This is a genomic window from Pelomonas sp. BJYL3 (genome assembly GCF_027257975.1).
Lineage (GTDB): Bacteria > Pseudomonadota > Gammaproteobacteria > Burkholderiales > Burkholderiaceae_C > Roseateles_B > Roseateles_B flavus.
This window is the reverse complement of sequence record NZ_JANZKX010000006.1, coordinates 162,211-186,313: the sequence shown is the minus strand read 5'-3', so window position 1 is coordinate 186,313 and position 24,103 is coordinate 162,211. Positions and strand designations below refer to the sequence as shown.

Here is a 24,103-nt window from a genome sequence, read left to right as displayed (position 1 = left end):
GTGGCATGAGGCTCGCGGGTGCTTCGCTGCGAGCGGAAGCGGTCTGCGCTACGCTGTCGGGTTCGAGGCGCTGCCAGACCCTGGAATTCTAGGGGCCGCGGGCGTCCAATCTCAGGGAATCCCCGATGTCCAGCACCGCCACTGCCCCCGACGCCACCGAGGAAAACGACGACGCACCCAAGGGTGAGTTCGTCACATTCGAAGGCTCACCGTTCCAGCTCTTCCAGCCTTTCCCGCCAGGCGGGGACCAGCCCACGGCGATCGCGCAATTGGTCGAAGGCATACACGATGGCCTCAGTTTCCAGACCCTGCTCGGGGTGACAGGGTCGGGCAAGACCTTCACCATGGCCAATGTGATCGCCCGCCTGGGGCGGCCGGCCATCGTCTTCGCCCACAACAAGACCCTGGCGGCCCAGCTCTACAGCGAGATGCGGGAGTTCTTCCCCAGGAACGCCGTCGAGTACTTCGTCAGCTACTACGACTACTACCAGCCCGAGGCCTACGTGCCCCAGCGCGACCTTTTCATCGAAAAGGACAGCGCGATCAACGAGCAGATCGAGCAGCTGCGCCTGTCCTGCACCAAGAGCCTGCTTGAGCGGCGGGACGTGGTGATCGTGGCCTCGGTCTCGGCGATCTACGGCATCGGCAACCCCAGCGACTACCACCAGATGGTCATGACGCTGCGCGTGGGGGACACCATGGGCCAGCGGGACGTCATCGCCCAGCTGATCCGCATGCAGTATCAGCGCAACGAGATGGAGTTCCAGCGCGGGCATTTCCGTGTGCGCGGCGACACCATCGACGTCTTTCCGGCCGAGCATTCCGAGCTGGCCCTGCGCATCGAGCTCTTCGATGACGAGGTCGAGACCCTGCAGCTCTTCGATCCGCTCACCGGCCAGATCCGGCAGAAGATCCCGCGTTTCACCGTCTACCCCTCCAGCCATTACGTGACGCCCCGCGAGCGGGTGCTGGCTGCGGTGGAGACCATCAAGGAGGAGCTGCGCGAGCGGGTGGGGCAGTTCATTGCCGACGGGAAGCTGGTGGAGGCCCAGCGCATCGAGCAGCGCACCCGCTTCGACCTGGAGATGCTCACCGAGGTGGGCCATTGCAAGGGCATCGAGAACTACACGCGGCACCTGTCCCAGGCCGCGCCGGGGGAGCCGCCGCCCACGCTGGTCGACTACCTGCCGCCCGACGCCATCATGTTCGTCGACGAAAGCCACGTGACCCTGGGCCAGTTCGGTGGCATGTACAACGGCGACCGTGCGCGCAAGACCACGCTGGTGGAGTTCGGCTTCCGCCTGCCCTCGGCCCTGGACAACCGCCCGCTGAAGTTCCAGGAGTTCGAGCGCAAGATGCGCCAGGCCATCTTTGTGTCCGCCACGCCGGCGGACTACGAGAAGCAGCATGCCGGCCAGGTGGTCGAGCAGGTGGTGCGCCCCACGGGCCTGGTGGACCCCATCGTCGAGGTGCGCCCCGCCACCCATCAGGTGGATGACGTGCTGCAGGAGATCCGTGACCGCGTCGACGTGGGCGAGCGGGTGCTGATCACCACCCTGACCAAGCGCATGGCGGAGCAGCTCACCGACTACCTCAGCGACAACGGCGTCAAGGTCCGCTACATGCACTCGGACGTGGACACCGTGGAGCGCGTGGAGATCCTGCGCGACCTGCGCCTGGGCGCCTTCGACGTGCTGGTGGGCATCAACCTGCTGCGGGAAGGCCTGGACATCCCCGAGGTGTCTCTCGTGGCCATCCTGGATGCCGACAAGGAAGGCTTTCTGCGCTCCGAGCGCAGCCTGATCCAGACCATCGGCCGCGCAGCGCGCAACCTCAACGGCAAGGCCATCCTGTATGCAGACAGGATCACCGACTCCATGCGCCGGGCCATCGACGAGACCGAGCGCCGCCGCGCCAAGCAGGTGGCCTTCAACACCGAGCACGGCATTGTGCCGCGAGGCGTGCGCAAGCGCATCCGCGACCTGATCGACGGCGTCTACTCCGACAAGGGCGGCAAGGACGACCAGAAGCTGGGCATGGTGGAGGAGCTGGAGGAACTGAGCGAGAAGGATCTCAGCAAGCGCATCACCCAGCTGGAGAAACAGATGCTGGAGCACGCCCGCAACCTCGAATTCGAGAAGGCCGCCCGCGTGCGCGACCAGCTGGCGCAGCTGCGCGAACAGGTCTTTGGCGGGGCCCACCACGACAACGTCGTGCCCATCGACACCGGGCGCAAATGAAGGCGGGGCAGGGAGGCCAGCAGCGAAGCCTGTCGGTGCTGATGGTCTGCACGGGCAACATCTGCCGCTCGCCGACGGCCGAGGGCGTGCTGCAGCACCATCTGCAGGCGCTGGGCCTGGCGCACAGGGTGAAGGTGGATTCGGCCGGCATCCAGGGCTGGCACGCTGGCGAGGCCCCCGATCCGCGCAGTCAGGCTCACGCCAGCCGGCGCGGCTACGATCTGTCAGCTCAGCGCGCTCGGGCCTTGCAGACGCTTGATTTCGAGCAAGCCGACCTCATCCTGGCCATGGACCGCGGCCACCTCCGGGCGCTGCAACAGCGTTGCCCGACGGGCCTGCGGCACAAGCTGGGGCTGCTGCTGGACCATGCACCGGGTCTTGTCGGGCAGGACGTGCCGGACCCGTACTATGGGGGCGCCGAGGGCTTCGAGGCGGTGCTGGACCTGGTCGAGGCAGCCTGCGAGCCGCTGGCCAGGGTGCTGGCTGAACGGCTGACACAAGGCGGCTGAGCACAGGGCCAGGGCTCTGAAAACCCTTCAGTGCCAGGGCTTTTCTGCTGCAGTGCAGCGACCGGCGGATGAAGCTCCCGATAATTGAGTAAAATGCTCGGAAATAGGCCAGGGTTAACCCAGAATTTCTTTGGGGTCTGCCTGGTGTCCGAGCAGGCTCATGGTCGAAAGGCCGAAGGAGAGTTGCATGCGTCTTACCACCAAAGGTCGTTTCGCCGTCACCGCGATGATTGACTTGGCTCTGCGTGAAAACAGCGGCCCGGTCGCCTTGGCGGCCATCAGTCAGCGGCAGCAGATTTCCCTCTCCTACCTGGAGCAGCTGTTCGGGAAGCTGCGCCGGCATGAGCTGGTCGAGAGCACCCGCGGCCCCGGCGGCGGCTATTCCCTCGGTCGCAAGTCCGACGAGATCACCGTGGCGGACATCATCGTCGCCGTGGACGAACCCATCGATGCCACCGGCTGCGGTGGCAAGGAAAACTGCATGGGCGAGGACACCGGCCGCTGCATCACGCACGAGCTCTGGACCAGCCTCAACGCCAAGATGATCGAGTACCTGGATTCCGTTTCGCTTCGCAAGCTGGTGGACGACCAGCTCGCCAAGGGCGTGACCATCGAGGAAGCGCCGATCAAGCGTGCCATCTCCTCGGCGCCCGTGGTGAAGCCCATCCGCATCACCGCCCCGAATTCCGTCTTCGCCCTGGGCAACAGCGCCCTGACGAAGTAAGCCATTTCCCGAAATTTCCTGCTAGCCAGCCCCCGTCGCCAGCCCCTCACCATGGACATGACCCCTCATTTCCCCATCTATCTGGACTATGGCGCGACCACCCCGGTCGATCCGCGCGTCGTGGACGCCATGATCCCCTGGTTGCGCGAGCATTTCGGCAATGCCGCCTCGCGCAGTCATGCCTGGGGTTGGGAAGCCGAGGCCGCCAACGAGAAGGCCCGCGAGCAGGTCGCGGCCCTGATCGGCGCCGACCCTCGCGAGATCGTCTGGACCTCCGGCGCGACCGAGTCCAACAACCTCGCGCTCAAGGGCGCCGCCCACTTCTACCAGTCCCGCGGCAAGCACATCATCACCGTGAAGACCGAGCACAAGGCCGTGCTGGATGTGTGCCGCGAGCTGGAGCGCCAGGGCTTCGAGGTGACGTACCTCGATGTCCAGGAGAATGGCCTGGTCGACCTGGAGGCCTTCAAGGCCGCCCTGCGCCCGGACACCATCCTGGCCTCGGTCATGTTCGTCAACAACGAGATCGGCGTGATCCAGGACATCCCCACGCTCGGCGCCCTGTGCCGTGAGCGGGGCGTGATCTTCCACGTCGACGCCGCGCAGGCCACCGGCAAGGTGGACATCGACCTGGCCACGCTGCCCGTGGACCTGATGAGCCTGGCTTCGCACAAGACCTACGGTCCCAAGGGCATCGGCGCCCTTTATGTGCGCCGCAAGCCGCGCATCCGCATCGAGGCGCAGATGCACGGTGGCGGGCATGAGCGCGGTATGCGCTCCGGCACCCTGCCCACGCACCAGATCGTGGGCATGGGCGAGGCCTTCCGCATCGCCAAGGAAGAGATGGGCGCCGAGCGCGAACGCATTCGCGGTTTGCAGCAACGCCTGCTACGCGGCCTGTCGGACGTCGAACAAGTGTTCGTCAACGGCGATCTCGAGCGCCGAGTGCCGCACAACCTGAACATGTCCTTCAATTTCGTGGAGGGTGAGTCCCTGATCATGGGCATCAAGGGCATCGCCGTGTCCTCGGGCTCTGCCTGCACGTCGGCCAGCCTCGAGCCCAGCTATGTGCTGCGCGCCCTGGGTCGCAGCGACGAGCTGGCGCATTCCTCCCTGCGCATGACCTTCGGCCGCTTCACGACCGAGGCGGACATCGACTACGCCATCGACACCATCCGCCAGAACGTGGCCAAGCTGCGCGAACTCTCGCCGCTGTGGGAGATGTACCAGGACGGCGTGGACCTCAGCACCATCCAGTGGGCTGCCCACTGAGCGCTGCACCGAGGCAGTCACAGACATACAGATCGTTGGAGAGATACCATGGCATACAGCGAAAAGGTCGTTGACCACTACGAAAACCCCCGCAACGTCGGCTCCTTCGAGAAGGGCGATGACACCGTGGGCACCGGCATGGTGGGCGCACCCGCCTGCGGCGACGTGATGAAGCTGCAGATCAAGGTCAACCCGGCCACGGGCCTGATCGAGGACGCCAAGTTCAAGACCTACGGCTGCGGCTCCGCCATTGCCTCCAGCTCCCTGGTGACCGAGTGGGTCAAGGGCAAGAGCCTGGACCAGGCGCTGTCCATCAAGAACACCCAGATTGCCGAGGAGCTGGCCCTGCCGCCAGTGAAGATCCACTGCTCCATCCTGGCCGAGGACGCCATCAAGGCGGCCGTGGACGACTACCGCGCCAAGCACGGCAACTGAGCAAGGACGAGCGACGATGGCAGTCACCCTGACCGAAGCCGCCGCACGCCATGTGACGCGCTACATCTCCAAGCGTGGCAAAGGCGTGGGCGTGCGACTGGGCGTCAAGACCACGGGCTGCTCGGGCCTGGCCTACAAGCTGGAATATGCCGACGAGATCGCCCCTGAAGACGTGATCTTCGAGGGCCACGGCGTGAAGGTGCTGATCGATCCCAAGAGCCTGCCCTACCTTGACGGCACGGAGCTGGACTTCGTGCGCGAGGGCCTCAACGAAGGCTTCAAGTTCCGCAACCCGCGCGAGAAGGATCGCTGCGGATGCGGTGAATCCTTCCGGGTCTGAGCACCCGGGCGGGCTGGCAAGGGCGCGGGCGATCTCGCGCCTTTTGTGCTTCAGGTGCCAGGTACAGCGCGGGCTGCTGGCAGGGCTGATGGAAGGAATGGATGCATGAATCTCGCTGACGACGACTTCGCGCTGTTCGGCCTTGTGCCGCGCTTTGCGCAGTCCCGCGATGAGATCGAGTCGCGCTGGAAGGCCTTGGCCGCCCAGGTCCACCCGGACCGCTATGCCAGCGAAGGCGCGGCCGCCCAGCGCCGCGCCATGCAGTGGGCGTTGAGGGTCAACGAGGCCCATCAGCGCCTGCGTGATCCTCTCAAGCGTGCCGCCTACCTCTGCGAGCTGCGCGGCGCCGCCCTGAAGGAACATGAGAACACCCGCATGCCGGCCAGCTTCCTGATGGAGCAGATGGCCTGGCGCGAGGCTCTCGATGAAGCCCAGACGCTGGAGGCCGTGCAGGCCCTGGATGCCGAGGTGGCCGATCGCGAGACCGAGCTGCTGCGCGAGGCGGGCCGCCTGCTGGATGAGCAGGGCGATGCCGAGGCCGCCGCCCACTGCGTGCGTGCCCTGATGTTCGTCGCCCGCTTCCGCTCCGATATCGACCGCCGGCTCGAAGCCCTGGAACAATACTGAGTCGGCCCTCGCCCCGCGCCTCACGTGCATTGCTGTCCACAACAAGAACAAACCTGATTCCCTGACCTCCATGGCCCTGCTGCAGATCTCCGAACCCGGCGCCTCGCCCAATCCGCACGAGCGTCGCATCGCCGTGGGCATCGACCTCGGTACCACGCATTCCCTGGTGGCCGCCGTGCGCCACGGCGTGGCCGAATGCCTGCCCGACGACGAAGGGCGCGTGATCCTGCCCTCGGCCGTGCGCTACCTCGAAGGCGGCCGCCGCCAGATCGGTGCAGCGGCCCTGGCGGCACAGGCGGAGGATCCGCTCAACACCATCGTCTCGGTGAAGCGTTTCATGGGCCGCGGCGTCCAGGACGTCCAGGGCCGCGAGAAGCTGCCCTACCAGTTCGAGGACACGCCGGGCATGCTGAGCCTGCTCACCCTCGAAGGTCCCAAGACGCCGGTGGAGGTGTCCGCCGAGATCCTGGCCACCTTGCGCTACCGGGCCGAGGACACCTTTGCGGACGACCTCTTCGGCGCCGTGATCACCGTCCCCGCCTATTTCGACGACGCCCAGCGTCAGGCCACCAAGGACGCCGCACAGCTGGCCGGCCTCAAGGTGCTGCGCCTGATCAACGAGCCCACCGCGGCCGCCATCGCCTACGGCCTGGACAACGGCGCCGAGGGTCTCTATGCGGTCTACGACCTGGGCGGCGGCACCTTCGACATTTCCCTGCTGCGCCTGACCCGTGGTGTCTTCGAGGTGGTGGCCACGGGCGGCGATGCAGCCCTGGGCGGCGACGACTTCGACCATGCCCTGGCTGACTGGGCCCTGGCCCAGGCCGGCTTCAAGCTCAGCACCGCCCATGACAAGCGTGCCGTGCTGGTGGCCGCGCGGGCGGCCAAGGAACAGCTTTCTGCCGAGACCCAGGTGCAGCTGCAGGCCACCCTGGACGCGGGCCAACTGGACGTGGCGGTGAGCCGCGAGCAGTTCCAGTCCCTCACCAAGCCTCTGGTTGATCGCACCCTGGCCTCCGTGCGCCGCGTGCTGCGCGACGCCCGCGTCAAGCCGGATGAAGTGCAGGGCACGGTGATGGTGGGTGGTTCCACCCGCATGCCGGCGGTGCGTGCCGCGGTGAGCCAGCTCTTCGGCCGCGAGGTGCTGACCAACCTGAACCCGGACGAGGTCGTGGCGCTCGGCGCGGCTGTGCAGGCCAACCAGCTGGCCGGCAACTCTGCCGATGGCGAGATTCTGCTGCTGGACGTGATTCCCCTCTCCCTGGGTCTCGAGACCATGGGCGGTCTGGTGGAGCGCGTGATCGAGCGCAACGCGACCATCCCCATCGCCAAGGCCCAGGACTTCACGACCTTCAAGGACGGCCAGACCGCCATGGCCATCCATGTGCTGCAGGGTGAGCGCGAGCTGGTGAGCGAGTGCCGCTCGCTGGCGCGCTTCGAGCTGCGCGGCATCCCGCCGATGGCGGCCGGTGCGGCGCGCATCCGCGTCAGCTTCCAGGTGGATGCCGATGGCCTGCTGAGCGTCTCGGCCAAGGAGCTGGGCTCGGGCGTGGAGGCGGCCGTGCAGGTCAAGCCCAGCTACGGCCTGGCAGACGAGCAGATTGCCCAGATGCTCAAGGACGGCTTCGCCAGCGCCGAGGCCGACATGCAGGCCCGCAGCCTGCGCGAGGCCCAGGTGGAGGCCGAACGCATGCACCTGGCGACGCTGTCCGCGCTGGCAGCTGACGGTGACCTGCTCCACGCGGGCGAGCGTGCCGAGATCGAGGCCTTGCTCGCGGCCCTCCAGACCCTGGCCGCCGGTGACGATGCCGCGGCCATCACCGAGGGCGTGGAGCGCCTCGCCAAGGGCACCGAGGCCTTTGCGGCCGCCCGCATGAACCGTGGCATCCAGCAGGCCCTGGCCGGCCGCAGCATCGAGCAGATGTGAGTGCTGCGCCTGTCCACTGAACAGAACATCGAGAGACCGTCATGCCCATCATCAAGATCCTGCCCCATGCCGAGTACTGCCCCGAGGGCGCCGAGCTGAGCGCGCCTGCGGGCACGTCCATCTGCGAGGCCCTGCTGGACAACGGCATCGAGATCGAACATGCCTGCGACCAGGTCTGCGCCTGCACCACCTGCCATGTGATCGTGCGTGAGGGCTTTGCCTCGCTGTCCGAGATGGAGGAGGGCGAGGAGGACATGCTGGACCGCGCCTGGGGTCTGGAACCCAATTCGCGCCTGTCCTGCCAGGCCATCCTGGGCCAGAAGGATGTGTCGGTCGAGATTCCCAAGTACTCCATCAACCACGCCAAGGAAAAGCACTGAGCATGCGGGTCCTGGGCTTCGAATCCTCCTGCGACGAGACCGGGGTGGCCCTGGTCGAGCTCCCTCCGGCTGGGCAGCCTGGCATGCCGAAGCTGCTGGCCCAGGCCCTGCACAGCCAGATCGCCATGCATCAGGCCTATGGTGGCGTGGTGCCTGAGCTGGCCTCGCGGGACCACATCCGCCGCGTGCTGCCGCTGAGCCGCGAGGTGCTGGCGCAGGCTCAGCTGGGCCTGCACGACGTGGACGTGATCGCGTACACCGAGGGGCCAGGTCTTGCCGGGGCTCTGTTGGTGGGGGCGGGCGTGGCCGTGTCGCTGGCCGCGGCGCTGGGCAAGCCGGCCGTGGGCGTGCATCACCTGGAGGGCCACCTGCTGTCGCCCTTTCTCTCGGCCGATCCACCGGAGTTCCCTTTCGTCGCGCTGCTGGTCTCGGGCGGGCATACCCAGCTGATGCGGGTGGACGAAGTCGGCCAGTACGAGATCCTGGGCGAGACGATCGACGACGCCGCGGGGGAAGCCTTCGACAAGAGCGCGAAGCTGCTCGGGCTGCCCTATCCCGGCGGTCCGCATCTCTCGAAGCTGGCGGAGCAAGGCAGGGCGGATGCCTTTGAGCTGCCGCGCCCCCTGCTGCACAGCGGCAAGCCGGACTTCAGCTTCGCCGGCCTCAAGACCGCCGTGCTGACACAGGTGAAGAAGCTGGGCGACGCCCCCAGCGAGCAGCAGCGCGCCGACCTGGCGGCCAGCACGCAGGCCGCCATCGTCGAGGTGCTGGTGAAGAAGTCGCTGCTGGCGCTCAAGAGCACCGGCCTCAAGCGCCTGGTGGTGGCGGGCGGCGTGGGTGCCAACGCCTTGTTGCGGGCCGAGCTGAACGCGGCCTGCATGAAGCGTGGCGTGCGGGTGCACTACCCGGAGCTGAGCCTGTGCACCGACAACGGCGCCATGATCGCCATGGCCGCCGCCATGCGTCTGCAGCGCGGTATGGCCCGCTTGCGCGAGGACGGCGGCTTCGGCGTGCGGCCACGCTGGGACTTGTCGGCTGCCTGAGCCTGTCGCTCGGCAGCCGCGCTCATCCCCGCATCAGCTGACCGTCAGGCGGGCACCGCCCTTGGCCTGGCGCTTGGCCAGGGTCAGCGTCAGCACGCCATGCTCCATGCGGGCGCTGGAGTCGGACTCGCTGATCTCCTGCGGCAGGCTGAAGCTGCGCGAGAAGCGGGACACCGAACGCTCACGGTACAGCACGCGCTCGCCGTCCTTCTTCTCCTCGTCCTTGTTCTGCTCGGCCTCGACACTGATGCGACGACCATCCACGGTGATCTTCACCGCTTCCTTGGGCACACCGGGCATCTCGAGCTTCACGGTGTAGGCGCTGTCGGTTTCACTGACGTCCAGCGCGGGGCTGCGCAGCGCCTGGCTCAGTTCACGAGCGTCCGGGCCGAAGACATTGCCGAAGCTGTCGTCGAACAGGCGTTCCAGGCTGCGGGACAGGTCATGGGCTTGGCGGGAAGTGGGCACGAGAAACATAGGGCCTCCTGATGGCTGGGTTCAAGGTTCGGGGGCTGTCCCCATGCAGCCAACTTATGAGTCCCGGCCGTGCTTTCAAGGGCCTGGCACGTTGCGCGCAACGATTTTTTGAGTTGCGGCAGCAAAGGCTGGCGAAGCCCTTGAAAAGTCAGGAATGGCGCTCACATGCGCAGGCTTGCTCATGATGAAAGCGGCAGCATTCAAGGGCCGCCAATGCCCGCCAGGGTGCATGGACACGCGTTCGTGGCCTCGCGGCGACTTCTGATTTCTTGAAGCTGCAAGCCTTGCCAGATGGAGCAGTGCTTGCGGCAACAAGAGACACGCACGGCGCTTCGAGCTGCGTGGGGACGCAGGCATAGGCATTGCCCGAGGAGGGTGTCGGCAGTCGCCGATTCCCTCAACTTCACAGGAGTACGACCATGCCCACGCAAGCCACGAACCCCTCGAGCCAGCGCAAGGAAGCGGGCTCTTCGCGAGGCCAGGACCCGCAGCGCAAGCAGGAAGGCCAGCGCGACCAGCAAGCCAGCCGTGACGAGGAGAGCAGCCGTCGCCAGGAAAGCCCCAGCCGTGACAAGGGCGTGACGCGCGACGATGCCAATCGCCAGCGCTGATCCCGCACAGGCCGCAGCCCCGCACTTGGCGGCCTGCGGCTTCTTTCCAGTCTGCGATTGCATGCGCCAAAGGCACTCTTGCGCTTCATGACAAAGCCCCGGCGCTTTGAAGCCGCGGACCTCTCGCTCGAACAGCACGTCATCGACCTGGATGCCGTCGAGGCGCTGCAGGCGATCGAGTTTCCTGAGGCGGGCTTCCCGTCCGATCGGAGCAATGATGCCGAGCGCGCCCGCCCCGGCCTGGCCGACTTCGCGCGCGGCGCCTGAGCCGCTACGGCGCTGGGAACTGGGGCGCAACGGCTCCCTGCGGCCCCTCCAGCTGCTCGCGGGCTGTGCGCTGCCTTGCGCCCTCGGTCTGGTGGCCGGCCTCGGCTTCGCGGCCTACGGCAGCCCTTGGCCCCTGGTCTTTGCCCTGCTGCAGACGCTAGCGATGGCCCTGGCCTTTGCGCTGCATGCGCGCCATGGGGCGGATCGTGCCGTGCTGACGCTGCGGCATGGCTGGCTGGAGGTGGCCAAGAGACGCGGGTCGCGGCTGAGCGTCGTCAACCTGCCGCTGGCCTGCTTGCGGATGCAGGTGGATGCGCGCGGCCTGCGCCTCGAATGCGGCTCGTCGAGGGTCCGGATCCAGGGCTATGCGACTGCGGCCGCCTGTGCGGCGGTTCTGAGCGAGCTGGAGCAGGCCCGCAGTGCCGCCACGAGCGTCGCCTCACGGGACCAGGGCAGGGCGCCTGCAGGCCCGCAGCGCCGGCCCGTTTCACCGGCGCTTTAGAAAGCCCTCTGGGGCTCGCCCTTCGCGCGCTCTTCGCGCGGGGCGCTGACTGCTACGGCAGGGTGCCACAGTGGGCAGGGTTGGTGGACTCCGCGCGGCACGGTCCTGTCCGCTGGCGGGCGGCTGGCTTGCCGTTGCTCAAGTGCGCTATACTCCGGCGGTTTCGCGTCTTCCCTTTGCCTTTTTGCGGAAGAGGAGGGGCGGAATCTCAGCACGGCATGGGTAGGTTTCACCTGTGTCCGCAAGTCCAGTACCGGAAACCGTCTGCGTGGGTCTGTCCTGCCAGCGGCTTCCCCTTTGAAGGAACGCATCATGGCAGTCGCCGATCTGAACAAGGCCGAAATCGTCAAGGCCAACGCACGCAGCGCCAACGACACGGGCTCCCCCGAAGTCCAAGTGGCCCTGCTGACCGCTCGCATCAACGAGCTGACCCCCCACTTCAAGACCCACGCCAAGGACCACCACGGCCGCCGCGGTCTGCTGAAGATGGTCAACCAGCGCAAGAGCCTGCTGGCCTACCTGAAGAACAAGGACGCGGCTCGCTACACCGCCCTGATCCAGAAGCTGGGCCTGCGCAAGTAATTCGCCCATGACACCAAAGAGCCTGTCTGGACTTTCAAGCCAGCACAGGCTCTTTGTTTTTTGTTGTTCGCTGTTGGAGTCGAGCTGACGTGGCGGATGTGTCATTCCAAGGCGGTTTGCAGGGCTGAAGCCCTGAGCAAATCGCCCTGGAATGGCATCGCGCCAGACTCAGCCCCACTCCCGGTTTCGCAGTGCGCCGCAAGCACTGTTCTGTAATCCAGGAGATGCACATGAGCATGTTCAACAAGGTCACCAAGACCTTCCAATGGGGTCCCCACACCGTCACCATGGAGACCGGCGAGATCGCCCGCCAATCCACCGGTGCCGTGCTGGTGAACATCGATGACACCGTGGTGCTGGCCACTGTCGTCGCCAAGAACGAACCCAAGCCCGGCCAGGACTTCTTCCCCCTGACCGTCGACTACATCGAGAAGACCTACGCCGCCGGCAAGATTCCCGGCAGCTTCTTCAAGCGTGAAGGCCGCCCCAGCGAGCTGGAGACCCTGACCAGCCGCCTGATCGACCGCCCCATCCGCCCGCTGTTCCCCGAAGGCTTCTTCAATGAAGTGCAGGTCGTGGTGCACGTGGTGTCCCTGAACCCCGAAGTCCAGGCCGACATCGCCGCCATGATCGCCACCAGCGCTGCGCTGGCCGTCTCCGGCATCCCCTTCAACGGCCCCATCGGTGCCGCCCGCGTGGGCTACATCAACGGCGAGTACGTGCTGAACCCGGGCAAGACCCAACTGACCGAGTCCAAGATGGACCTGGTCGTGGCTGGCACCGAAGCCGCCGTGCTGATGGTCGAGTCCGAAGCTGACCAGCTCAGCGAAGACATCATGCTGGGCGCCGTGGTCTATGGCCACCAGCAAGGCCAGATCGCCATCAACGCGATCCACGAGCTGGTGAAGGAAGCCGGCAAGCCCGTGTGGAACTGGACCCCGCCCGCCAAGGACGAGCCCTTCATCGCCAAGGTCACCGGCCTGGCTGAAGAGGCCCTGCGCGCCGCCTACCAGATCCGTTCCAAGCAGGCTCGCACCCAGGCCTGCCGCGAGGCCTATGCCAAGGTCAAGGAAGCCCTGACCGCTGAAGGCGTGGCCTTCGACAGCGTCGAAGTGGACGGCCTGCTGTTCGAGATCGAAGCCCGCATCGTGCGCAGCCAGATCCTGGCCGGCGAGCCCCGCATCGACGGTCGCGACACCCGCACCGTGCGCCCCATCGAGATCCGCTCCGGCGTGCTGCCGCGCGCTCACGGCTCCTCGCTTTTCACCCGTGGTGAGACGCAGGCCCTGGTCGCCGCCACCCTGGGCACCGAGCGTGATTCCCAGACCATCGACGCGCTGGCCGGCGAGTACAGCGAGCGCTTCATGCTGCACTACAACATGCCCCCGTTCGCCACCGGCGAGACCGGCCGCGTGGGCAGCCCCAAGCGCCGCGAAATCGGCCACGGCCGTCTGGCCAAGCGCGCCCTGGTGGCCGTGCTGCCGACCAAGGAAGAGTTCCCGTACTCCATCCGCGTGGTCTCCGAGATCACCGAGTCCAACGGCTCGTCCTCCATGGCTTCGGTCTGCGGCGGCTGCCTGTCGCTGATGGACGCCGGCGTGCCCCTGAAGGCCCACGTGGCCGGCATCGCCATGGGCCTGATCAAGGACGGCAACCGCTTCGCCGTGCTGACCGACATCCTGGGTGACGAAGATCACCTGGGCGACATGGACTTCAAGGTGGCCGGCACGACCGGTGGCATCACCGCCCTGCAGATGGACATCAAGATCCAGGGCATCACCAAGGAAATCATGCAGGTTGCGCTGGCCCAGGCCAAGGAAGCCCGCCTGCACATCCTGGGTGCCATGGTCGACGCCGTTGGTGGCGCCAAGACCGAGGTGTCGCAGTTCGCTCCGCGCCTGTACACCATGAAGATCAACCCCGAGAAGATCCGTGATGTGATCGGCAAGGGCGGTGCCACCATCCGTGCGCTGACCGAAGAGACCGGCACCCAGATCGACATCGGCGAAGACGGCACCATCACCATCGCCTCCACCGACGCCGACCGCGCTGCCGCTGCCAAGAAGCGCATCGAGGAAATCACCGCCGAAGTGGAAGTGGGCAAGGTCTACGAAGGCCCCATCACCAAGATCCTGGACTTCGGTGCCCTGGTGAACCTGCTGCCCGGCAAGGACGGTCTGCTGCACATCAGCCAGATCGCCCACCAGCGCGTCGAGAAGGTCACGGACTTCCTGAAGGAAGGCCAAGTGGTCAAGGTCAAGGTCCTGGAAACCGACGAAAAGGGCCGCATCAAGCTGTCGATGAAGGCCCTGATCGACCGTGACGCCGCTCCGGCCGCCGAGCCCGCTGGCGAGTAATTGCCAGCCGGACGACGTCCTCCTGCATTGATCGAGCCCAGCGGCATGCGCGCCATCGCCATCAGCCAGCCCGGCGGACCCGAGGTCCTGCAGCTGCAGACCCTGCCCGAGCCTCAGGCCGGGGCAGGGGAGTGCCTCATTGCGGTCGAAGCCTATGGCATCAACCGCCCTGACGTGCTGCAGCGCAAGGGCGCTTATCCGCCCCCGGCGGGTGCCAGCCCCTTGCCGGGGCTGGAGGTGGCGGGCCGCATCGTCTCGGGTGACGAGGCGGCGCTGGCCGCTGCGGGCCTGCGCGTGGGCGATGCCGTCTGTGCGCTGGTGGCCGGTGGCGGCTATGCCGAGCGCTGTGTGGCGCCCGTCGAGCAATGCCTGCCGGTGCCAGAGGGCTGGAGCATGGCCGAGGCGGCCAGCCTGCCGGAGACCTTCTTCACCGTGTGGAGCAATGTCTTCGGGCGGGCCTCGCTGAAGGCCGGCGAAAGCATCCTCGTCCATGGCGGCAGCAGCGGCATCGGCGTCACCGCCATCCAGCTGGCCAAGGCCTTCGGAGCCCGCGTCCTCGTGACCGTGGGCAGTGCGGCCAAGGCCCAGGCCTGCCTGCAGCTGGGCGCGGACGTCGCCATCAACTACCGCGAGCAGGACTTCGTCGCGGAGGTGAAGGCGGCCACGCAGGGGCGGGGGGTGGATGTCATTCTGGACATGGTCGCGGGTGATTACGTGGCCCGCGGCGTGCAGTGCCTGGCCGATGACGGCCGCATGGTCATCATCGCGGTGCAGGGCGGGGTCAAGGCTGAGTTCGATGCGGGTCAGGTCTTGCGCCGCCGCCTGACGATCAGCGGCTCGACCCTGCGTCCGCGCTCCCTGGCCTTCAAGGCGGGCATCGCCCGTGCCTTGAAGGAGCGGGTGTGGCCGCTGCTGGCCTCGCGCACGATTGCGCCGGTCATCTATCAACAACTGCCTGCCGACCAGGCGGCGCAAGCCCACGCCCTGATGGAATCGGGCGAGCATGTGGGCAAGATCGTCCTGGTCTGGTGAGTTTCACGAGGTTATTCATGCGCAAGAAGCTGGTCGTTGGCAACTGGAAGATGCATGGCAACCGGGCCTCGAACGCCCTGTTGCTGAGCGGTCTGAAGGAAGCCGGCCCCTGGACGGCCGATGTGGCCGTGTGCGTGCCATTCCCCTACATCACCGAGACGGCCCTGGCCCTGACGGGCACCCAGATCGCCTACGGTTCGCAGGACTGCTCGGCGCATGAGCAGGGGGCCTACACGGGCGAGGTGTCCTCGGCCATGCTGGCGGACATCGGCTGCCGCTACGCCATCGTCGGGCACTCCGAGCGCCGCGCCTATCACCAGGAAAGCGACCAGCTGGTGGCTGACAAGGCCAAGGCGGCGCTGGCCCACGGCATCACGCCCATCGTGTGCGTGGGCGAGACCCTGGCCGAACGCGAAGCCGGCCAGACCGAGCATGTGGTCAAGCGCCAGCTGGCCGCGGTGATCCACACGCTGACGCACTGCATCGGCGAGATCGTGCTGGCCTACGAGCCGGTGTGGGCCATCGGCACGGGCCTCACGGCCACGCCCGAGCAGGCGCAGGCCGTGCATGCGGTGCTGCGCCAGCAGCTGCGCGCCGCCACGCAGAAGGCGGATGCCATGCGCATCCTCTACGGTGGCAGCGTCAAGGCCGACAATGCCGCGCTGCTGTTCGCCCAGGCGGACATCGATGGCGGTCTGATCGGCGGTGCCGCCCTGAAGGCGGCGGACTTCTCGGCCATCTGCCGCGCGGCGGGCTGAGGCTCAAGAGTGCTTTTCCTGTGCGCCTGCCCATGAGGGGCTGGGCGGCTGATTCGATTTGGAGATACGAATGCAAGTCCTGATGAACCTGATCCTCGTGGTCCAGCTGCTGAGCGCGCTGGTCATGATCGGCCTGGTGCTGGTGCAGCACGGCAAGGGCGCCGACATGGGCGCTTCCTTCGGCAGCGGCGCCTCCGGCAGCCTGTTCGGTGCCACCGGCAGCGCCAACTTCCTGTCGCGCAGCACGGCCATCTGCGCCACGCTGTTCTTCGTCTGCACCCTGGGCCTGGCCTATTTCGGCAGCCACCGTGACGCCGCCGCGTCCCAGGACAGCCTGCTGGAGCGTGCCGCTCCCGCCAGCGCGCCTGCGCCGGCCGCCGCCGCTTCCGGCGCTGCAGCCATTCCCGAGGCCCCTGTGGCTGCCCAGCCGGCGGCATCTGCAGCCAGCCACTGAGCCCCAGCAGTGAAGGCCCGGCAGGGCAGGGAGGCAAGACCTGTCCCCCTGTCTGCCGGGAGACGGGTGGAAAGTCTGTTGCAGATCAATCCGCCTGCATCGCAAAAATCCGCTGTTTCTCTCTGAAGGGCGAATTTTTCGGTATAGAATTCGAGGCTGTCTGGAACGCAATTCCTCACGCTACCAGACAGCAAAAACCGCCGACGTGGTGAAATTGGTAGACACGCTATCTTGAGGGGGTAGTGGCGAAAGCTGTGCGAGTTCGAGTCTCGCCGTCGGCACCAAATTCCTCAATCGAGGTCGTGCGTTAACATCCCCGGGTTGGAGCCCGATGGTGTGCAAGCGATCCTGGTTGAAGCGCCCTGTGGCAGGGGTGGTCGCAAGATCGAACCTGCTAAGGGACAAGCCGGGCGCGGTCCGTGAGCGATTTTCTATCGCCAGCGGCGCGCCCGTTGCTTTTGTCGACTCTGTCGATGCCCTTCGGCCTGGAGGCCGGGAGCATCGGCGCAACCGAGAGCAAAGCTGTGAGTCTGGAACAGTACCTCCCCGTCATCCTCTTCATTCTGGTCGGCGCAGTGGTGGGTATAGCGCCCCAGATCCTGGGCTACCTCCTCGGACCCAACCGGCCGGATCAGGCCAAGAACTCCCCCTACGAATGCGGCTTCGAGGCCTTTGAAGACGCGCGCATGAAGTTCGATGTGCGCTACTACCTCGTGGCCATTCTCTTCATCCTGTTCGATCTGGAAATCGCCTTCCTCTTCCCCTGGGCCGTGACCCTGCGTGAAATCGGGGCGACAGGTTTCTGGGCGATGATGGTTTTCCTGGGCATCCTGGTCGTGGGCTTTGCCTACGAGTGGAAGAAGGGTGCTCTCGATTGGGAGTGACGTTGCCCCTCGTTCAGCGCTAGGCGCTGGACGGTCCCCCCCGAGGGACGCCAGCCTGCGGCTGGCATGTGGGCCGGCTTGGGGCGCGGCCCGGCGCTCGGCCCGAAGGCGGGCAGACAGAATGAAAGCAGCGTGCTATGGGTATTGAAGGCGTTTTGAAGGAAGGCTTCGTCACCACCTCGGTCGACAAGCTGATCAACTGGTCCAAGACCGGTTCTCTGTGGCCCATGACCTTCGGTCTGGCCTGCTGTGCGGTCGAGATGATGCACGCCGGCGCGGCGCGCTATGACATCGACCGCTTCGGCATGCTGTTCCGCCCGAGCCCGCGTCAGTCCGACCTGATGATCGTGGCCGGCACGCTGTGCAACAAGATGGCGCCGGCCCTGCGCAAGGTCTACGACCAGATGGCCGAGCCGCGCTGGGTCCTGTCCATGGGCTCGTGCGCCAATGGCGGCGGCTACTACCACTACAGCTATTCCGTCGTGCGCGGCTGCGACCGCATCGTGCCGGTGGACGTCTACGTGCCGGGCTGTCCGCCCACCGCCGAGGCGCTGCTGTACGGCATCCTGCAGCTGCAGGCCAAGATCCGCCGCGAAAACACCATCGCACGCTGAAGAGGGCAGGGCTCCATGACCATGAAACTCGACACCCTGCAGGCCACCCTGGAAAAGGTGCTGGGCGAGCAGATCCTCGACCTCAAGCGCGAGTTCGGTGAGATCACCATCCGCGTTGCGCCCGAGCACTACGCTGCCGTCGCCAAGACTTTGCGTGACCACTCCGAGCTGCGTTTCGAGCAGCTGATCGACCTGTGCGGCGTGGACTACAGCAGCTTCGGCGAAGGCGCCTACGAAGGCCCGCGCTTCGCCGCCGTCTCGCACCTGCTGTCGGTGGCCAAGAACTGGCGCCTGCGCCTCAAGGTGCTCGCCGCCAACGACGACTTCCCCTGCGTCGCCTCGGTCACGCCGATCTGGAACTCGGCCAACTGGTTCGAGCGCGAAGCCTTCGACATGTACGGCATCATCTTCGAAGGCCACGAGGACCTGCGCCGCATCCTGACGGACTACGGCTTCATCGGCCACCCCATGCGCAAGGACTTCCCGACCACCGGGCATGTCGAGATGCGCTACGACGCCGAGCAGAAGCGCGTCATCTACCAGCCGGTGACCATCGAGCCGCGTGAGATCACGCCGCGCGTGATCCGTGAAGACAACTACGGCGGGATCTGATCCAAATGGCCGACATCAAGAACTACACCCTCAACTTCGGTCCCCAACACCCGGCCGCGCACGGCGTGCTGCGTCTGGTGCTGGAACTCGACGGTGAAGTGATCCAGCGCGCCGACCCGCACATCGGCCTGCTGCACCGCGCCACCGAGAAGCTGGCCGAGAGCAAGACCTACATCCAGTCGCTGCCCTACATGGACCGCCTCGACTACGTGTCGATGATGGCCAACGAGCACGCCTACTGCCTGGCCATCGAGAAGATGCTGGGGCTGGAGGTGCCGGAGCGCGCGCAGTACATCCGCGTGATGTTCGCCGAGCTGACCCGCATCCTGAACCACCTGCTTTGGCTGGGCTGCCACGGCCTGGACTGCGGTGCGATGAACATCCTCATCTACTGCTTCCGCGAGCGTGAGGACATCTTCGACATGTACGAGGCGGTGTCGGGCGCGCGCATGCACGCGGCCTACTTCCGTCCGGGTGGCGTCTACCGCGATCTGCCGGACACCATGCCGCAGTACAAGGTCAGCAAGATCAAGAACGCCAAGACGATTGCCGAGCTCAACAAGAACCGCCAGGGTTCGCTGCTCGACTTCATCGAGGACTTCTGCAAGCGCTTCCCCAAGAACGTCGACGACTACGAGACCCTGCTGACCGACAACCGGATCTGGAAGCAGCGCACCGTGGGCATCGGCGTCGTGACGCCCGAGCGCGCCCTGAACATGGGCTTCACCGGCGCCATGCTGCGTGGTTCGGGCATCCCCTGGGACCTCCGCAAGAGCCAGCCCTACGATGTCTACGCCAAGATGGACTTCGACATCCCGGTGGGCACCAACGGCGACACCTATGACCGCTACGTGGTGCGCGTCGAGGAAATGCGCCAGTCCTGCCGCATCGTCGAGCAGTGCGTGAAGTGGCTGCGTGCCAATCCCGGCCCCGTCATCACGGACAACCACAAGGTGGCCCCGCCCGCCCGCGTGGACATGAAGTCCAACATGGAAGAGCTGATCCACCACTTCAAGCTCTTCACCGAAGGCTTCCGCGTGCCTGAGGGCGAGGCCTATGCGGCCGTCGAGCACCCCAAGGGCGAGTTCGGCATCTACATCGTCAGCGATGGCGCCAACAAGCCCTACCGCCTGAAGATCCGCGCCCCGGGCTTCGCCCACCTGGCCGGCCTGGACGAAATGTCCCGTGGCCACATGATTGCCGACGCCGTCGCCGTGATCGGCACTATGGACATCGTTTTCGGTGAGATTGACCGATGAGCAGCACTCCCTACCAGCTCAGCGACGCCACCCGCGCTCGCTTCGACCGCGAGGTCGCCAAGTACCCGGCCGAGCAGCGCCAGTCCGCCGTGATGGCCTGCCTGTCCATCGTGCAGCAGGAGCAGGGCCATGTGTCCCGCGAGAGCGAGGACGCCATCGCCGAGTACCTGGGCATGCCCGCGATCGCGGTGTACGAGGTCACGACCTTCTACAACATGTACAACCAGCGCCCGGTCGGCAAGTTCAAGCTGAACGTGTGCACCAACCTGCCTTGCCAGCTGCGCAATGGCCAGCAGGCGCTGGACCATCTGCTGACCAAGCTGGGCGTGGAAGAGGGCGGCACCACCGCTGACGGCGTCTTCACCGTGCAGAAGTGCGAGTGCCTGGGCGCCTGCGCCGATGCGCCGGTGATGCTGGTGAACGACCGCCAGATGTGCAGCTTCATGAGCCATGAGCGCCTCGACGAACTCGTCGACACGCTGAAGGCCCACGCCAAGAACTGAGGGCAAGCATGCTGGATCTCTCCAAGTTTCAAAGCAAGGGCGTCGAGACCTGCTTCCATGGCCGCCACCTCGGCCCGCAGATCTACGCCGACCTGAACGGCAGCAACTGGTCGATCAAGGACTACGAAGCCCGTGGCGGCTACGCAGCGCTGCGCAAGATCCTGGGCAAGGACGGCGGTGAAGGCCTGACCCCCGACCAGGTCATCGCCGAGGTCAAGACCTCCGGCCTGCGCGGCCGTGGCGGCGCAGGCTTCCCGACCGGCCTGAAGTGGAGCTTCATGCCCCGCCAGTTCCCGGGCCAGAAGTACCTCGTCTGCAACTCCGACGAAGGCGAGCCGGGCACCTGCAAGGACCGCGACATCCTCATGTACAACCCGCACATCGTCATCGAAGGGATGGCGATCGCGGCGTATGCCATGGGCATCAAGGTCGGCTACAACTACATCCACGGCGAGATCTTCGAGGTCTACGAGCGCTTCGAGGCGGCCCTGGAAGAGGCACGCGCCGCCGGCCTGCTGGGTGACAACATCCTGGGCTCGAACTTCTCGTTCCAGCTGCACGCCCACCACGGCTTCGGCGCCTACATCTGCGGTGAAGAGACGGCGCTGCTGGAATCGCTGGAAGGCAAGAAGGGCCAGCCGCGCTTCAAGCCACCGTTCCCGGCCAGCTTCGGCCTGTACGGCAAGCCCACGACCATCAACAACACCGAGACCTTCGCGGCGGTGCCCTGGATCATCCGCAACGGTGGCCAGCCCTACCTCGAGATCGGCAAGCCCAACAACGGCGGCACCAAGATCTTCTCGGTCTCGGGTGACGTCAACAAGCCCGGCAACTACGAGATCCCGCTGGGCACGCCCTTCGAGAAGCTGCTCGAGCTGGCCGGCGGCGTGCGCACCGGCCGCAAGCTCAAGGCCGTGATCCCGGGCGGCTCGTCCGCCCCGGTGCTGCCGGCCGAGGTGATGATGCAGTGCACGATGGACTATGACTCCATCGCCAAGGCCGGCTCCATGCTGGGCTCGGGCGCCGTCATCGTGATGGACGACTCGCGTGACATGGTCAACAGCCTGCTGCGCCTGTCCTACTTCTATGCCCACGAGTCCTGCGGCCAGTGCACGCCCTGCCGCGAAGGCACGGGCTGGATGCACCGCGTGATCGAGCGCATCGCCCACGGCCAAGGCCGCATGGAAGACATCGACCTGCTGAACTCGGTCGCTGACAACATCCAGGGCCGCACGATCTGCGCCCTGGGCGACGCCGCCGCGATGCCGGTGCGCGCCATGATCAAGCACTTCAAGCACGAGTTCGTGCAGAAGATCGAACAGGCACAACGGGCTGGCGCCAAAGCCGCCTGAACGCCAGGACACGAACCATGGTTGAAATCGAACTCGACGGCAAGAAGGTAGAGGTCCAGGAAGGCAGCATGGTCATGCATGCTGCTGAAAAGGCCGGCACCTACATCCCGCATTTCTGCTACCACAAGAAGCTCTCCATCGCGGCCAACTGCCGCATGTGCCTCGTGGACGTGGAAAAGGCCCCCAAGCCCATGCCCGCCTGCGCGACCCCGGTCACGCAGGGCATGATCGTGCGCACCAAGAGCGAGAAAGCCATCAAGGCCCAGCAGGGCGTGATGGAGTTCCTGCTGATCAACCACCCGCTGGATTGCCCGATCTGCGACCAGGGCGGTGAGTGCCAGCTGCAGGATCTGGCCGTGGGCTACGGTGGCAGCAAGAGCCGCTACACAGAAGAGAAGCGCGTGGTCTTCCACAAGAACGTGGGCCCGCTGGTCTCGATGGAAGAGATGAGCCGGTGCATCCATTGCACCCGCTGCGTGCGCTTCGGCCAGGAGATCGCCGGCAAGATGGAACTGGGCATGGCCCACCGCGGCGAGCACAGCGAGATCCAGACCTTCGTGGGACGTACCGTCGACTCCGAGCTCTCGGGCAACATGATCGACGTCTGCCCGGTCGGTGCGCTGACCAGCAAGCCCTTCCGCTACAGCGCCCGCACCTGGGAGCTTTCGCGCCGCAAGAGCGTGTCGCCGCATGACTCCACCGGCGCCAACCTGATCGTCCAGGTCAAGAACAACCAGGTCATGCGCGTCGTGCCCCTGGAGAACGAAGACGTCAACGAGTGCTGGATCGCCGACCGCGACCGCTTCTCGTATGAGGCCCTGAACAGCGATCAGCGCCTGACCCAGCCCATGATCAAGCAGGGCGGCCAGTGGAAGGCCGTCGACTGGACCGTGGCCCTGGAGTACGTGGCCAACGGCCTGAAGTCCATCAAGGACACGCACGGCGCCAGCAGCATCGCGGCGCTGGGCTCGGCCCACAGCACGGTGGAAGAACTCTTCCTGCTGGGCCAGCTGGTGCGCGGCCTGGGCAGCCAGAGCATCGATCACCGCGTGCGCCACGCCGCCTTTGACAACGGTGCCGGCGAAGGCCGGGCCCGCTGGCTGGGCAGCTCGATTGCCGCGCTGACCTCGCTGGACCGTGCCTTCGTGATCGGCTCCTTCCTGCGCAAGGACCACCCGCTGTTCGCGCAGCGCCTGCGCCAGGCCGCCCGCCACGGCGCCCAGGTCTCGTCCCTGCATGGCTCGGCTGACGACTGGCTGCTGCCCGTCGCGAACCGCATCACGGCCGCCCCGTCGGCCTGGGTCCAGGAGCTGGCCAATGTGGCCGCCGCCATCGCCGCTGCCAAGGGTGTGAGCGCCCCGGCCGCCGGCAGCGCCACCGCCGCAGCGCAAGCCATTGCCAGCAGCCTGCTGGGTGGCACGCGCAAGGCCGTGCTGCTGGGCAATGCCGCCGCCGAGCATCCGCAGGCCGCCAGCCTGCTGAGCCTGGCCAACTGGATCGCCCACGAAACCGGCGCCACCGTCGGCTATCTGAGCGCCGCCGCCAACACGGTGGGTGCCCAGCTGGTCCGCGCGGTGCCGGGGCAGGGCGGTGCCAACGCGGGTGAGCTGCTCTCCAGCAAGCCCGCCAAGGCCCTGATCCTGCTGAACGTCGATCCAGCCCTGGACACCGCCAACCCCGCCGCCGCCGTGAAGGCCGTCAACGCCGCCGAGATGGTCGTGGTGATGAGCCCCTTCAAGTCCGGCATGGACTACGCCGACGTGCTGCTGCCCACGGCTCCCTTCACCGAGACCTCAGGCTCCTTCGTCAATGCCGAGGGTCGCCTGCAGAGCTTCGTGGGCGTGGCCAAGGCCTTGGGCGAGACCCGCCCGGGCTGGAAGATCCTGCGCGTGCTGGGCAGCCTGCTGGGCCTCTCCGGCTTCGGCCAGGAAAGCTCCGAGCAGGTGCGCAACGAGGCCCTGGGCGTCGATGCCGACCTGAGCAGCCGCCTGGACAACCGCTCGACCGCCGCCGTGCAGTTCGGCACGGCCGCTGCCATCGAGCGCCTGGCTGACGTGCCCATCTACGCCACCGACGCGCTGGTGCGCCACGCCACCTCGCTGCAGCTGACCACCGACGCCAAGAACGCCGCCGTGGCTCATGTGAGCCAGGCCCTGTGGACCCAGCTGGGTCTGGGCGAGGGTGCCGAAGTGCAGGTGAGCCAGGACGGCGCCGGTTCGGCCCGCCTCAAGGCCAAGCTGGACGCCACGCTGCCCGCCAACGTGGTGCGCGTGCCCGCCGGCCTGCCCGAAACCGCCGCCCTGGGTGCCGCGTTCGGCAGCCTGACGATTGCCAAGGTGTGA

26 protein-coding genes and 1 tRNA gene are annotated in these 24,103 nt (G+C 66.4%); 26 read left to right on the top strand and 1 reads right to left on the bottom strand.

Annotated features, from left to right (window positions below):
- Positions 1-125: 125 nt before the first annotated feature.
- From uvrB to tsaD, 10 genes are all read left to right on the top strand, one after another.
- A complete protein-coding gene (uvrB, locus tag O9Y01_RS18295; RefSeq protein WP_269633042.1) occupies positions 126-2,240 on the top strand; it encodes an excinuclease ABC subunit UvrB in 2,115 nt (704 codons plus the stop codon).
- Positions 2,237-2,749 carry a low molecular weight protein-tyrosine-phosphatase gene (locus tag O9Y01_RS18290; protein ID WP_269633041.1) on the top strand — a complete coding sequence of 171 codons (513 nt, stop codon included), beginning with the start codon at positions 2,237-2,239 and terminating at the stop codon, positions 2,747-2,749. Before uvrB ends, O9Y01_RS18290 begins: the two co-directional genes overlap by 4 nt.
- Before the next feature lie 187 nt (positions 2,750-2,936).
- Complete coding sequence (gene iscR, locus O9Y01_RS18285; protein WP_269633040.1) at positions 2,937-3,473, top strand: Fe-S cluster assembly transcriptional regulator IscR; 537 nt, start codon at positions 2,937-2,939, stop codon at positions 3,471-3,473.
- Between the two features lie 51 nt (positions 3,474-3,524).
- Positions 3,525-4,745 carry an IscS subfamily cysteine desulfurase gene (locus O9Y01_RS18280; RefSeq protein WP_269633039.1) on the top strand — a complete coding sequence of 407 codons (1,221 nt, stop codon included), beginning with the start codon at positions 3,525-3,527 and terminating at the stop codon, positions 4,743-4,745.
- Between the two features lie 48 nt (positions 4,746-4,793).
- Complete coding sequence (gene iscU, locus O9Y01_RS18275; protein ID WP_183104587.1) at positions 4,794-5,180, top strand: Fe-S cluster assembly scaffold IscU; 387 nt, start codon at positions 4,794-4,796, stop codon at positions 5,178-5,180.
- A 16-nt stretch (positions 5,181-5,196) separates the two neighbouring features.
- Positions 5,197-5,520, top strand: coding sequence for an iron-sulfur cluster assembly protein IscA (iscA, locus tag O9Y01_RS18270; protein WP_269633038.1), 324 nt, complete (start codon positions 5,197-5,199; stop codon positions 5,518-5,520).
- 105 nt (positions 5,521-5,625) lie between these two features.
- Positions 5,626-6,147: a Fe-S protein assembly co-chaperone HscB gene (gene hscB / locus O9Y01_RS18265; RefSeq protein WP_269633037.1), complete on the top strand. Its 522-nt coding sequence runs from the start codon at positions 5,626-5,628 to the stop codon at positions 6,145-6,147.
- Positions 6,148-6,217: 70 nt separating this feature from the next.
- Complete coding sequence (hscA, locus tag O9Y01_RS18260; protein ID WP_269633036.1) at positions 6,218-8,074, top strand: Fe-S protein assembly chaperone HscA; 1,857 nt, start codon at positions 6,218-6,220, stop codon at positions 8,072-8,074.
- A 41-nt stretch (positions 8,075-8,115) separates the two neighbouring features.
- Positions 8,116-8,454: an ISC system 2Fe-2S type ferredoxin gene (gene fdx, locus O9Y01_RS18255; RefSeq protein ID WP_269633035.1), complete on the top strand. Its 339-nt coding sequence runs from the start codon at positions 8,116-8,118 to the stop codon at positions 8,452-8,454.
- 2 nt (positions 8,455-8,456) lie between these two features.
- Positions 8,457-9,497 carry a tRNA (adenosine(37)-N6)-threonylcarbamoyltransferase complex transferase subunit TsaD gene (tsaD, locus tag O9Y01_RS18250; protein ID WP_269633034.1) on the top strand — a complete coding sequence of 347 codons (1,041 nt, stop codon included), beginning with the start codon at positions 8,457-8,459 and terminating at the stop codon, positions 9,495-9,497.
- A 33-nt stretch (positions 9,498-9,530) separates the two neighbouring features.
- On the opposite strand, the gene O9Y01_RS18245 is transcribed toward tsaD, so the two are convergent.
- Positions 9,531-9,974, bottom strand: coding sequence for an Hsp20/alpha crystallin family protein (locus O9Y01_RS18245; protein WP_269633033.1), 444 nt, complete (start codon positions 9,972-9,974; stop codon positions 9,531-9,533).
- 419 nt (positions 9,975-10,393) lie between these two features.
- On the opposite strand from O9Y01_RS18245, the gene O9Y01_RS18240 reads away from it, so the two are divergent.
- The 16 genes from O9Y01_RS18240 (at position 10,394) to nuoG (ending at position 24,103) form a co-directional block, all read left to right on the top strand.
- Positions 10,394-10,585 carry a hypothetical protein gene (locus O9Y01_RS18240; protein ID WP_269633032.1) on the top strand — a complete coding sequence of 64 codons (192 nt, stop codon included), beginning with the start codon at positions 10,394-10,396 and terminating at the stop codon, positions 10,583-10,585.
- Positions 10,586-10,672: 87 nt separating this feature from the next.
- Positions 10,673-10,852, top strand: a complete 180-nt coding sequence (locus O9Y01_RS18235; protein ID WP_269633031.1) for a hypothetical protein — start codon at positions 10,673-10,675, stop codon at positions 10,850-10,852.
- Positions 10,803-11,354 carry a DUF2244 domain-containing protein gene (locus O9Y01_RS18230; RefSeq protein WP_269633030.1) on the top strand — a complete coding sequence of 184 codons (552 nt, stop codon included), beginning with the start codon at positions 10,803-10,805 and terminating at the stop codon, positions 11,352-11,354. Before O9Y01_RS18235 ends, O9Y01_RS18230 begins: the two co-directional genes overlap by 50 nt.
- Positions 11,355-11,666: 312 nt before the next feature.
- Positions 11,667-11,936, top strand: a complete 270-nt coding sequence (gene rpsO / locus O9Y01_RS18225) for a 30S ribosomal protein S15 (protein WP_183104596.1) — start codon at positions 11,667-11,669, stop codon at positions 11,934-11,936.
- Positions 11,937-12,166: 230 nt separating this feature from the next.
- Positions 12,167-14,293, top strand: coding sequence for a polyribonucleotide nucleotidyltransferase (gene pnp / locus O9Y01_RS18220; RefSeq protein WP_269633029.1), 2,127 nt, complete (start codon positions 12,167-12,169; stop codon positions 14,291-14,293).
- 45 nt (positions 14,294-14,338) lie between these two features.
- Entirely contained in the window at positions 14,339-15,325 is a 987-nt protein-coding gene (locus O9Y01_RS18215; RefSeq protein ID WP_269633028.1) for an NAD(P)H-quinone oxidoreductase, read from the top strand.
- A 17-nt stretch (positions 15,326-15,342) separates the two neighbouring features.
- Positions 15,343-16,083 (top strand): triose-phosphate isomerase, encoded by a 741-nt coding sequence (tpiA, locus tag O9Y01_RS18210; RefSeq protein ID WP_269633027.1) that lies wholly within the window; start codon positions 15,343-15,345, stop codon positions 16,081-16,083.
- A gap of 70 nt (positions 16,084-16,153) precedes the next feature.
- Positions 16,154-16,537 (top strand): preprotein translocase subunit SecG, encoded by a 384-nt coding sequence (gene secG / locus O9Y01_RS18205; RefSeq protein ID WP_269633026.1) that lies wholly within the window; start codon positions 16,154-16,156, stop codon positions 16,535-16,537.
- A 199-nt stretch (positions 16,538-16,736) separates the two neighbouring features.
- Positions 16,737-16,821 (top strand) — tRNA-Leu (locus tag O9Y01_RS18200).
- A gap of 240 nt (positions 16,822-17,061) precedes the next feature.
- Entirely contained in the window at positions 17,062-17,421 is a 360-nt protein-coding gene (locus tag O9Y01_RS18195) for an NADH-quinone oxidoreductase subunit A (protein ID WP_183104601.1), read from the top strand.
- Between the two features lie 137 nt (positions 17,422-17,558).
- Entirely contained in the window at positions 17,559-18,035 is a 477-nt protein-coding gene (locus O9Y01_RS18190; protein ID WP_046113908.1) for a NuoB/complex I 20 kDa subunit family protein, read from the top strand.
- Between the two features lie 15 nt (positions 18,036-18,050).
- Positions 18,051-18,647 (top strand): NADH-quinone oxidoreductase subunit C, encoded by a 597-nt coding sequence (locus tag O9Y01_RS18185; RefSeq protein WP_269633024.1) that lies wholly within the window; start codon positions 18,051-18,053, stop codon positions 18,645-18,647.
- A 5-nt stretch (positions 18,648-18,652) separates the two neighbouring features.
- Positions 18,653-19,906 carry an NADH-quinone oxidoreductase subunit D gene (locus tag O9Y01_RS18180; protein WP_183104603.1) on the top strand — a complete coding sequence of 418 codons (1,254 nt, stop codon included), beginning with the start codon at positions 18,653-18,655 and terminating at the stop codon, positions 19,904-19,906.
- A complete protein-coding gene (gene nuoE / locus O9Y01_RS18175) occupies positions 19,903-20,409 on the top strand; it encodes an NADH-quinone oxidoreductase subunit NuoE (protein WP_269633023.1) in 507 nt (168 codons plus the stop codon). The genes O9Y01_RS18180 and nuoE overlap by 4 nt, the downstream gene beginning before the upstream one ends.
- An 8-nt stretch (positions 20,410-20,417) precedes the next feature.
- Positions 20,418-21,761 (top strand): NADH-quinone oxidoreductase subunit NuoF, encoded by a 1,344-nt coding sequence (nuoF, locus tag O9Y01_RS18170; RefSeq protein ID WP_269633022.1) that lies wholly within the window; start codon positions 20,418-20,420, stop codon positions 21,759-21,761.
- Positions 21,762-21,778: 17 nt separating this feature from the next.
- Positions 21,779-24,103, top strand: a complete 2,325-nt coding sequence (nuoG, locus tag O9Y01_RS18165; protein ID WP_269633021.1) for an NADH-quinone oxidoreductase subunit NuoG — start codon at positions 21,779-21,781, stop codon at positions 24,101-24,103.